The sequence below is a fragment of the Noviherbaspirillum sp. genome, assembly GCF_036846085.1.
In the GTDB taxonomy this organism is placed as follows: Bacteria; Pseudomonadota; Gammaproteobacteria; order Burkholderiales; family Burkholderiaceae_D; genus Noviherbaspirillum.
Map to the genome: position 1 here is coordinate 1 of NZ_DAIUCO010000186.1, position 10,545 is coordinate 10,545.

The 10,545-nt window shown below is 57.3% G+C and carries 9 protein-coding genes; 3 read left to right on the forward strand and 6 right to left on the reverse strand.

The features are described from left to right. Positions 1–206: 206 nt before the first annotated feature. Complete coding sequence (locus V7080_RS18660; RefSeq protein WP_334189898.1) at positions 207–716, forward strand: Lrp/AsnC family transcriptional regulator; 510 nt, start codon at positions 207–209, stop codon at positions 714–716. 87 nt (positions 717–803) lie between these two features. Here V7080_RS18660 and V7080_RS18665 read toward each other — a convergent pair whose 3' ends face one another. The 6 genes from V7080_RS18665 to folD form a co-directional block, all read right to left on the reverse strand. Further along, positions 804–2,120, reverse strand: coding sequence for a D-amino acid dehydrogenase (locus tag V7080_RS18665; protein WP_334189899.1), 1,317 nt, complete (start codon positions 2,118–2,120; stop codon positions 804–806). A 136-nt stretch (positions 2,121–2,256) separates the two neighbouring features. Beyond that, positions 2,257–2,592 (reverse strand): hypothetical protein, encoded by a 336-nt coding sequence (locus tag V7080_RS18670; protein WP_334189900.1) that lies wholly within the window; start codon positions 2,590–2,592, stop codon positions 2,257–2,259. An 86-nt stretch (positions 2,593–2,678) separates the two neighbouring features. Then, on the reverse strand, positions 2,679–3,104 hold the full coding sequence (locus V7080_RS18675; RefSeq protein WP_334189901.1) for a DNA polymerase III subunit chi: 426 nt from the start codon (positions 3,102–3,104) through the stop codon (positions 2,679–2,681). 71 nt (positions 3,105–3,175) lie between these two features. Beyond that, positions 3,176–3,814 (reverse strand): glutaredoxin family protein, encoded by a 639-nt coding sequence (locus V7080_RS18680; RefSeq protein WP_334189902.1) that lies wholly within the window; start codon positions 3,812–3,814, stop codon positions 3,176–3,178. Between the two features lie 31 nt (positions 3,815–3,845). Continuing rightward, entirely contained in the window at positions 3,846–5,912 is a 2,067-nt protein-coding gene (locus V7080_RS18685) for a M3 family metallopeptidase (RefSeq protein WP_334189903.1), read from the reverse strand. A 4-nt stretch (positions 5,913–5,916) separates the two neighbouring features. After that, the gene (gene folD, locus V7080_RS18690; RefSeq protein ID WP_334189904.1) at positions 5,917–6,762 is read right to left on the reverse strand and encodes a bifunctional methylenetetrahydrofolate dehydrogenase/methenyltetrahydrofolate cyclohydrolase FolD; all 846 of its coding nucleotides are present in this window, start codon (positions 6,760–6,762) and stop codon (positions 5,917–5,919) included. 249 nt (positions 6,763–7,011) lie between these two features. On the opposite strand from folD, the gene aceE reads away from it, so the two are divergent. Next, complete coding sequence (gene aceE, locus V7080_RS18695; RefSeq protein WP_334189905.1) at positions 7,012–9,708, forward strand: pyruvate dehydrogenase (acetyl-transferring), homodimeric type; 2,697 nt, start codon at positions 7,012–7,014, stop codon at positions 9,706–9,708. 185 nt (positions 9,709–9,893) lie between these two features. After that, on the forward strand, positions 9,894–10,545 hold a 652-nt coding region (locus V7080_RS18700; RefSeq protein ID WP_334189906.1), incomplete at its 3' end, for a biotin/lipoyl-containing protein.

Consider the following 10,545-nt stretch of genomic DNA (forward strand, 5'->3'; position numbering starts at 1 on the left):
CCAGTGCAAATGCAATCGCGCCTGCCAATGGAATCATTTTTGTCTTGAACTGCATAAAATAACCTCCTGAGGATTGAAAAATTACAAGCTTACTGCAACACTAGAACGCCCTACCATTCCTACTTCAGAACAGGCTGACGGTACAACATTACTAACCGTTCGAACAGTATTTTTCTGCAGTTCTTTCAACATTCACCGATTTCCATATGCCGAAATTTCACACGCTGGACAAAGTCGACCGCAAGCTGTTGAACCTGCTGCAGAAAGATAATCAAATCCCCACCCGAGTCCTGGCCGAAAAAGTCCATATTTCCCAGCCGACGTGCCTGCGCCGCATCCGGGATTTGCGGCAGGCCGGCATCATTGCCGCCGACGTCGCGATGGTCGATCCCTTCGCACTCGGTTACGGCATGCTGGCCTTTCTCGAAGTGTCCCTGAACAACCAGTCGGACGACCATATGCAGGAGTTCGAGGCCCGCATGTCCAAGGAAGCCGAAGTACTGCAGTGCTATTTCGTTTCAGGCGACTACGATTACTTCCTGGTGGTTCATGTGATCGACATGGACGCCTATTACCAGTTTGTCCGCCGCGTCATTTCCGGTTCAGGAAATGTCCGCCATTTCCAATCCCGGTTTCCGATGAAGCGGGCCAAATTCGCGACTCGCATTGCCTTCGACGAGAAAGTGCCGGAGTTGCAGGTGCGGGTCGCAAAGTAGACGTCGCCTCCCTATAACGCAAAAGCGCACCGACGGATGACACGATCCATCGGTGCGCTTCATTTTATGAAGCCTGAAAGGGTAAGGTCAGGCTTGCAGGGGACGCGAGGTGGCGAGCTGGCTAGCGGGACGACGAGGCATGCCGGTAAAGGCGAAGTCGACTTCCGGCAGGCGGCCCGAAACGATATCGGCAATTGCACGCCCTGATCCGCAACCCATGGTCCAGCCAAGCGTTCCATGTCCGGTATTCAGGAACAGGTTGCTGAAGCGGGTCTTGCCGATATAGGGCACGTTCGACGGCGTGAGCGGCCGCAATCCGGTCCAGTACACCGGATTGTCATAGTCGCATGCATGCGGAAACAGTTCGCGGGTGCGGCGTGTGATCGCTTCGCAGCGGGTCGTGTTCAGGTCGCGCGTGTAGCCGTTCAGCTCGCAGGTGCCCGCAACCCGAAGGCGATTGCCGAGACGGGACACGACCAGCTTGTAACCGTCGTCGGTCAGCGAAACCGTCGGCGCGGCATCCGCGTCGATGACATCGTAGGTGGCGGAATAGCCTTTGCCCGGATAGATCATGAGGTCGATGCCGAGCGGCTTGAGAAGCGGAACCGAAAAGCTGCCCATTGCCATGACGAATGCGTCGGCGCGAAGGACCTGATGGCGACCGTCAGGCGTAATGACTTCCACGCCGGTAATTTTCGCGGCGGCACCGGTACCTTCGGTGATCAGACGCGTAATGGTGGTGTTGAAGCGGAAATCGACACCCGCGCTTGCGGCCTTGCCGGCAAGGCCGGAGGTGAATTTGTAGACGTCACCGGATTCATCCGTGGCGGTAAAGTCGCCGCCGACGATCTTGTCGCGAATCCTTGCCAGCGCAGGCTCGATCTTCACCACTTCATCGGCGCTGATCGAATCGCGCGGACAGCCGAGATCGCGCATGAGCTTCGCAGCGGGCAAAGACTCGTCGAATTCCTTCTGATCGGTATAAAAGTGCAGAATGCCCTTGGTCAGGTGATCGTAATTGACCCCTGTCTCGGCGCGAACGGCCTGCAGCGTCTGGCGGCTGTATTCGGAAATGGCCACGATCTGGCGGATATTGTCGGCCGTGCGTGCCGGCGTGCATTCACGCAGGAAATTCAGGCCCCAACGCCATTGCAGCCATTCGGGGCGGAAGCGATACAACAACGGGGCATCTTCTTTGCCCAGCCACTTCAGGATTTTCATCGGTGCTGCGGGATTCGCCCAGGGTTCCGCATGCGAGACCGAAATCTGGCATCCGTTGGCAAAACTGGTTTCCTGCGCTACGCCAGGCTGGCGTTCGATGACGGTGACGTCATGGCCGGATTTATTCAAGAACCAGGCAGATGCCGTACCGATGATGCCTGAACCCAATACGATGACTTTCATGAGCAGCTCCGTAAGTTGATACCGGAATTGTAGAAAGTTAACGCTTGTTTATGTATTCAATGAAGCGTGCAATTTTTTTATTTGGTAGGGAATAATGGGAGTTAACGTATAAAAAATTAAAAAATACCGATTATTTTTATTTTTTTAAAGACTGTGCTTTTATCAGCTCTTGCGAAACCGCCCGTGTCACAACTTCCTTCAAAGTTTGATGCAATCCGGTCCTGATTTCCGAGGCGAGTCCTTCTACAGCGGTTTGCAAGACATCCGCCAGACTGTCCCGGACCCGTTGTTCGAGAACGAAATCGATGCGGTCGAGCACTTGTTGCAAGACGCGTTCGCGCAGTTCCGTTTCCAGTTGCTCCCATCTTTCCGTCGTATCGAGATCATTCTTCAGTTCTTCGGAATGCGGGGATGCATGCGGGATAGGTGCTGCGACTGTCGGCAATGACTGGTCATCGCTGACCGGTTGCAACGACGCAGGAGTTGGCGCAAAAGACGATGCCGGTGGCGAAATGATTTCCGTCAGGACTGGGATGCCGGCGTCCGGCGTTGAATTGTTCATGCTTTTTCAGCGACAAAATGGGTAAGGGGATAGCCGCGTTGCTGATAGAAACGATAGCGCTCCCGCCCGGCGCTCTTGTCGGCATCGTCGGTGCCGATGATCTCGAACATGCGCTCGAAGCGGGCAAAATGCGCGGGAGTGCCGGCCGACAGGTTGATCAGGATCTCGTAATGAGGCAACTCGTCATTATCGCTGTCGGTCAGGATGATCGGCGTGATGGAAGCGTGGTTCTCATTGGCGGGGACGTGTGGCAGAAAATCCAGTTCGGAAAACGTCCAGAGCGCTGAATCAAGGGCTGCGAGATCTGTCCTGTCCTTTGTCAGAATGGCAATGCGAAAGTTTGCCGACCGGGCCTTGCGGGCAAGCCGGCAGGCGTACGCAATCTTGTCGGGGACATTGCTATGGAAATCAATGCGGGTCATCGCTTGCAAGCCGCTGCTTTCGGTGTGTTTCGAAGTAGGGCCGTCCGGTGGAGCTGGTACCGCCGGCATCGTCAGAATCGGAATCCCGGCGGTGCATTGCCGACTGCCGGCGGCAATGCGGTATCGCCCGACCGGCCTTGCGTTGACTGACTTCCGGCCTGATTCGCTGTCTGGTCGTCTGCTTTTGCCAACGGTTTTTCAACTGGTGCCGCCGCTTCCGCCGGTGGATTGCGATACGTCTTTGGCAACTTGTTCGAAACGGGATAACCGGCGGCAGTCAAGGCATTGTTCCATGCCGAGCTTTCAAATCCGCGCTCCTTGTTTCGGCCTATGGTCAGCACCGGTAGCTGACCGTCGCTGCTGATGCTCTTGAATTTCGCCATGTCAGGCGCGGTGTTGACCGTCTTTTCGGAAAAGGGGATGCCACGCTCGGCCAGCAATGCCTTGCCGTCGTCACACGGAACGCAGTTCTTGGTCGTGTACAGCGTGACAGGGTTGCCCTTCACCGCTTCCGCCAGCTCGAACGGCAGGCCGGATGTGCTCGGCCCGCTTGCGGCAATGGGTTTGGTTTCCACTTTGGCGGCTTTCGCCGGCGGCGTATCGCTGTAGGTGACCTTTCCGTCCGGCCCGACGGACTTGTACAACTGCGCGTGTACGCTCGCCGAAAACAACATAATCAGGCATGCGAATGCCGGCAAAGCGTAGTTCATGGTTATCCCCCTGTTGACCTCAATGATGTTGTTATGCGGTCATGCCGTTGTGGCGCAACAAGGCATCGATACTCGGCTCGCGCCCGCGAAATGCCTTGAATGATTCCAATGCCGGACGCGATCCGCCCATGGCCAAGATTTCACGCTGGAATTTCCTTCCAGTCTGTTCCGAAAGGATATTTCCCTCCGCCGCACCGGCTTCTTCGAACGCGCTATAGGCATCGGCTGACAGCACTTCAGCCCACTTGTAGCTATAGTATCCCGCCGCATACCCGCCGGCAAAGATGTGCCCGAAGGAATTTTGAAACCGGTTGAAACTTGGAGGAATCAGCACGGCGACCCGATGGCGTACTTCCGCCAGTACGTCCTGTGCCGTCTTCTCGCTGTACGGGTCATAGTCGTGATGAAGATGCATATCGAACAACGAAAATTCAACCTGCCGCAGTGTTTGCAAGCCGGACTGGAAGTTCTTTGCCGCGATCATCTTGTCGAATAATGCCCGCGGCAACGGTTCTCCGGTATCGGCGTGCGCAGTCATGTGCTGCAGCACGTCCCATTCCCAGCAGAAGTTCTCCATGAACTGCGACGGCAATTCGACCGCATCCCATTCAACGCCGGAAATGCCCGAGACGCCAAGTTCGTCGACCTGCGTGAGCATGTGATGCAAACCATGTCCGAACTCATGGAACAGCGTATTCACTTCGTTGTGCGTAAAGAATGCAGGCCGGGCAACACCGTTTACGACAACAGGACCTGAAAAATTGCAGGTCAGGTAGGCCACCGGCGTTTGCACGCCTTGCCCCAGTCTGCGGCGACCGCGGGCATCATCCATCCATGCACCGCCCCGTTTGCCGGTGCGCGCATACAGGTCCAGATAGAACTGCCCGATCAACTGGCCGTCCTTCTCGATGCGGAAAAATTTCACATCCTTGTGCCAGGTGGCAGCGGTATCCGGTTTGATCTCAACGCCAAACAATGTCTGCACGAGTCGGAAAAGCCCGGCGGTGACTTTCGGTTCCGGGAAATACTGCTTTACCTCCTGCTCCGAAAAGGCATATTGCTGCTGGCGCAATTTCTCGGAGGCGTAGGTGATATCCCAGGCTTCCAGCGTATCGAGACCAAGTTCCTTCTTCGCAAATGCACGGACTTCCGCGAGGTCGTTTTCCGCAAAGGGGCGGGCCCGGTTCGCAAGGTCTTCCAGAAAGGCGATGACCTGTTGCGGTGTGTCGGCCATCTTCGCCACCAGCGATACCTCCGCATAGTTATTGAAACCGAGCAGCCTGGCTTCTTCGGCACGCAGTTTCAGTATGTCGGCGATGTTCTTCGTGTTGTCCCATTCCGGTTTTGCGCCGAGTTCCGATGCCTTGGTCGCATTCGCGCGATAAATTTGTTCACGCAGCGAACGGTTCTTCGCATATTGCAGGACCGGGAAATAAGAGGGGAAATGCAGGGTGAACTTGAATCCTGGCTTGCCATCCTTTTCGGCTGCCGAGCGGGCCGCATGCTTCACGTCGTCAGGCAACCCGTCGAGTTCGGCTTCATCCTCGATGAACAGCGCATAGTCATTCGTGGCGTCGAGCACATTCTCGGAAAACTTCGTGCTCAATGCGGCCTGCTGTTCCTGGATTTCGGCAAAGCGCTGCTTTTTATCCTCCGGCAGCTCGGCGCCGCCAAGACGAAAATCGCGCAGCGCATGTTCAACGATCTGTTTGCGTGCAGGGGAAAGCGTTTCATAGGCGGCGCTGGCGCGCAGGGCCTTGTACTTCTGGAATAGCGCGAGGTTCTGGTCAAGAGAGGTACGGAATTCGGTGACCTTGGGCTGATTTTCGTTATAGGCGGCACGCAATTCCGGTGTGTCGGCTACCGAGTTCAGGTGACCCACGATGCCCCATGCGCGCCCCAGTTTCTCGGTCGCGTTTTCCAGCGGCTCGACAAAATTTTCCCAGGTGACTTCCGTGGCCGGTGCTTCAAGTTGTGCAACGACGGCACGGCTTTCGGCCAGCAATGCGTCGATTGCAGGCGTAACGTGTTCAGGTTTGACCGCGTCGAAACGCGGGAGATCGGAAAAGTCGAGCAGGGGATTCAGATTGGCATTCATTCAGTCAGGTTCTTTCAGCAGCTTCAATAGTGTTGACGAGTAACATCGTGATGGTCATTGGACCAACGCCGCCTGGCACCGGCGTGATATAGCCGGCTACTTCCCGTGCATTGGCGAAATCCACGTCTCCGCAGAGTTTGCCCGCATCGTCACGGTTCATTCCGACATCGATGACGACAGCGCCGGGCTTGATCATGTCGGCAGTCACGATATTGCGTTTTCCTGTGGCAACCACAAGGATGTCGGCCTGTCGCGTATGGTGGCCGAGATCACGGGTCTTGGAGTTGCAGATGGTGACGGTCGCGCCGGCCTGCAAGAGCAGCATCGATTGCGGTTTGCCAACGATGTTGGAGGCCCCGACGATTACCGCATGCGCACCACGCACGGGGTAATCGATTGATTCCAGCATCTTCATGACGCCGTAAGGTGTGCAGGGGCGGAACAGCGGCTGGCCGGTCATCAGCAAACCGGCGTTGCTGATGTGAAATCCGTCGACATCCTTCTCCGGCGCAATGGCTTCGATGACTTTATGAGCATCGATATGCGCAGGCAAAGGCAACTGGACCAGGATGCCATTGATCTTGGGGTCCTGGTTTAACGCATCAATCCGCGCCAGCAGTGCCGCTTCGGTCAGGTCGGCATCGTATTTTTCGAAAACCGAATGGATCCCGTTGTCTTCACAGGCTTTGATCTTGTTGCGCACATAGACCTGGGAGGCGGGACTGTCCCCGACCAGCACGACCGCAAGCCCTGGCTGCTTGCCTCGGGCTGTCAGGGCGGAGGCGCGTTTCGCGACGTCGGCGCGCAATTGTTGGGAGAGCAGGGTACCGTTGATCAGTTGTGCGGTCATGGTGGGTGCGGGAAAGGAACAATTAAAACAGGATTATAAGACCTCGGTGGCGTGGCGCTATGCGAGGGAAGGTGCGCGGACCGGCGGAGCATGAACTAAATTCCGCAATATGAAATTTGGTATCGTAATTTGAAATTATCAAAAACACCTGTTAGAATCTTTTCGCCGCGCACTACCACGGTCAAACGTTGTCAAAAAAAGCCCGATTGCATTCCGAAATCGGATGGTCAATAAATCAGGAGACGCACCATGTCAGCTCAGCTCGACCAAGTGTTGGCCCAAGCCGCCAACGATCCCGATGTGATGGAAACCCAGGAATGGCTCGACGCGCTCGAAGCCGTGATCGAAACCGAAGGGCCGGAGCGTGCGCATTACCTGATGGAGCGCATGGTCGATCTGGCCCGCCGCCGTGGTGCGCACATCCCCTTCTCCAGCAATACCGCCTACGTCAATACCATCCCCGCCCATCTCGGCGAACACTGTCCCGGCAATCTTGAATACGAGGAACGACTGCGTTCCTGGATGCGCTGGAATGCGATGGCGATGGTCGTCAAGACCAATCGCGGCGAGGGCGATCTCGGCGGCCATATCTCCAGCTTCGCCTCACTGGCCAACATGCTGGGCATCGGCTTCAACCATTTCTGGCATGCGCCGACCGAGGATCACGGCGGCGACCTGCTGTATATCCAGGGGCATTCATCTCCCGGCATTTATGCGCGCTCCTTCCTGGAAGGCCGTATCACCGAAGACCAGATGCTGAATTTCCGCCGCGAAGTCGATGGCAAGGGTCTCTCTTCCTACCCGCATCCGAAGCTGATGCCGGATTACTGGCAGTTCCCGACGGTGTCCATGGGACTTGGCCCGCTGATGGCGATCTACCAGGCGCGTTTCCTGAAATACCTGCATGCGCGTGACATTGCAAAGACCGACAACCGCAAAGTCTGGGTATTCTGCGGCGACGGCGAAATGGACGAGCCGGAGTCGATGGGTGCGATCGGCATGGCCGGCCGAGAGAAGCTCGACAACCTGGTGATGGTGGTCAACTGCAACCTTCAGCGCCTCGACGGCCCGGTGCGTGGCAACGGGAAGATCATCCAGGAACTGGAAGCCGATTTCCGTGGTGCGGGCTGGAATGTGGTGAAGGTCATCTGGGGCGGCTACTGGGACGAATTGCTGGCGCGCGACAAGGAAGGCATCCTGCAGCGCGTCATGATGGAAACCGTGGATGGCGAATACCAGAATTACAAGGCGAAGGATGGCGCGTATGTGCGCAAGCACTTCTTCGGCAAGCATCCCAAGCTCCTGGAATTGGTCAGCAAGATGTCCGATGACGACATCTGGCGCCTCAACCGCGGCGGCCACGACCCGCACAAGATTTACGCCGCGTTCAAGAACGCGCAGGATACGAAGGGCCAGCCGACTGTGCTGCTCGTGAAGACGATCAAAGGCTTCGGCATGGGCAAGTCGGGCGAGGCACGCAACACCGCCCACCAGACCAAGAAGCTCGACGATCAGGCGATCCGCGACATGCGTGACCGCTTCAACATTCCGATTCCGGACGACAAGCTGCCCGAGATTCCATTCTTCAAGCCGTCCGAGGATTCACCGGAAATGAAGTATCTGCATGAGCGCCGCAAGGCACTCGGCGGTTATCTGCCGCAGCGCCGCAGGAAAGCCGAGGAAACGCTCCAGGTCCCGGATCTGGCTGCATTCCAGGCGGTACTGGACCCTACCTCGGAAGGTCGGGAAATCTCCACGACGCAGGCTTTCGTGCGCATGATTACCACCATGCTGCGCGACCAGAACATCGGCAAGCGCGTCGTGCCTATCCTCGTGGACGAGGCGCGCACGTTCGGTATGGAAGGTTTGTTCCGCCAGATCGGTATCTTCAACCAGATGGGCCAGCTTTACGAACCGGTCGACAAGGATCAGGTGATGTATTACCGCGAAGACAAGGCGGGCCAGATCCTGCAGGAAGGCATCAACGAGGCCGGAGCGATGAGCTCCTGGATCGCCGCGGCGACCTCCTACTCGACCAACAATCGGGTGATGATCCCGTTCTATATCTTCTATTCGATGTTCGGCCTCCAGCGGGTCGGCGACCTTGCCTGGGCGGCGGGTGACATGCGGGCGCGCGGCTTCCTTCTCGGCGGTACTGCCGGGCGCACCACGCTGAACGGCGAAGGCCTGCAGCATGAAGACGGCCACAGCCATGTACTCGCATCGACCATTCCGAACTGCATACCCTATGACCCGACATTCGCGCATGAAGTCGCGGTCATCATTCAGGACGGCCTGAAGCGCATGGTGGAGCAGCAGGAGGACGTGTTCTACTACATCACCCTGATGAACGAGAATTACAGTCATCCCGGACTGAAGCCTGGCACCGAGAAGGACATCCTGAAAGGCCTGTACCTGCTCCAGGAAGGCGACAAGAACGCCAAGCTGCGCGTCCAGTTGATGGGTTCGGGCACCATCCTGCGGGAAGCGATTGCCGCTGCGGAGGTCCTCAAGAACGACTGGAATATCGCCGCCGATGTCTGGTCTGCCCCGTCATTCACGCTGCTGGCCCGCGATGGCCAGGATGTGGATCGCTGGAATTTGCTGCATCCGACGGAGCCGCCACGCCTTGCCCACGTTACCCAGTCGCTGCAGGGCACGACGGGACCGATCGTCGCCACCAGCGATTATATGCGTACCTTTGCCGAACAGATCCGCGCGTTCATGCCGAAGGGGCGCAACTACAAGGTGCTCGGTACCGATGGTTTCGGCCGCTCCGATACCCGTGCGAAACTGCGCGAGTTCTTCGAGGTCAACCGGTATTATGTGACGGTTGCTGCCTTGAAAGCGCTGGCTGAAGACGGTGCTATCGATGCCAAGGTTGTCGCACAGGCGATCGCCAAGTATGGCATCGATCCGAACAAGCCGAATCCGGTTACGCTGTAATTCACAATACATCCCTTTTCGCCGGTATCCATCCGGTTTCCTCTCCTTCCAGAAGGAGGGGGCAGGGGCGGAGGTGACGAGATCGGGCCGGTGCATGCGTCGGCTCACTCTCGGCATCCCCTCCTGACCTTCTCTCGCAAGGCGAAGGAACCGAACGGCGCAAGAACAAAAACGGAGCTAAAGCTATGGGTATGCAGGAAGTCAAAGTACCGGATATCGGCGACTTCAAGGAAGTTGAAGTCATTGAACTGATGGTCAAGCCGGGCGATACGGTGAAAGTCGACCAGTCGCTGATCACAGTGGAATCCGACAAGGCCAGCATGGAAATTCCATCCAGTCATGCCGGCGTCGTGAAGGAGTTGAAGATCAAGGTCGGCGACAAGGTGTCGGAAGGCACGCTGCTGCTCATCCTTGAGGAAGCGGGCGCAAGTGCGGCGCCGCCTGCCGGTGCTGCGCCTGCAGGCCAGCAGTCGACGCCGCAACCGGTTCCGCTGGTGCCGGCAACGTCGGCTGCGCCGGCATCAAGTGCCGCATCGTCCGGCTCCGTCGACGTCCTTGTGCCGGACATCGGAGATTTCAGTGAAGTCGAAGTGATCGAATTGATGGTCAAACCCGGTGACGCGGTCAAGGTGGACCAATCCCTCGTGACGGTGGAGTCCGACAAGGCCAGCATGGAAATCCCTTCCAGTCATGCGGGCATCGTCAAGGAGCTGAAGGTCAAGGTCGGCGATAAGGTGTCGAAGGGTTCGCAGCTGCTGACGCTGGCGGGAGAGGGCGGTTCGTCCGCTTCCTCTGCGCCTGTTCCCGCCGCCGCTCCCGGTTCATCCGATCCCGTCT

Bases quoted from the DNA above. Each gene is read 5' to 3' on its own strand.
- V7080_RS18660 (WP_334189898.1), top strand. From the start codon at position 207: ATGCCGAAATTTCACACGCTGGACAAAGTCGACCGCAAGCTGTTGAAC.
- V7080_RS18665 (WP_334189899.1), bottom strand. From the start codon at position 2,120: ATGAAAGTCATCGTATTGGGTTCAGGCATCATCGGTACGGCATCTGCC.
- V7080_RS18675 (WP_334189901.1), bottom strand. From the start codon at position 3,104: ATGACCCGCATTGATTTCCATAGCAATGTCCCCGACAAGATTGCGTAC.
- V7080_RS18680 (WP_334189902.1), bottom strand. From the start codon at position 3,814: ATGAACTACGCTTTGCCGGCATTCGCATGCCTGATTATGTTGTTTTCG.
- V7080_RS18685 (WP_334189903.1), bottom strand. From the start codon at position 5,912: ATGAATGCCAATCTGAATCCCCTGCTCGACTTTTCCGATCTCCCGCGT.
- folD (WP_334189904.1), bottom strand. From the start codon at position 6,762: ATGACCGCACAACTGATCAACGGTACCCTGCTCTCCCAACAATTGCGC.
- aceE (WP_334189905.1), top strand. From the start codon at position 7,012: ATGTCAGCTCAGCTCGACCAAGTGTTGGCCCAAGCCGCCAACGATCCC.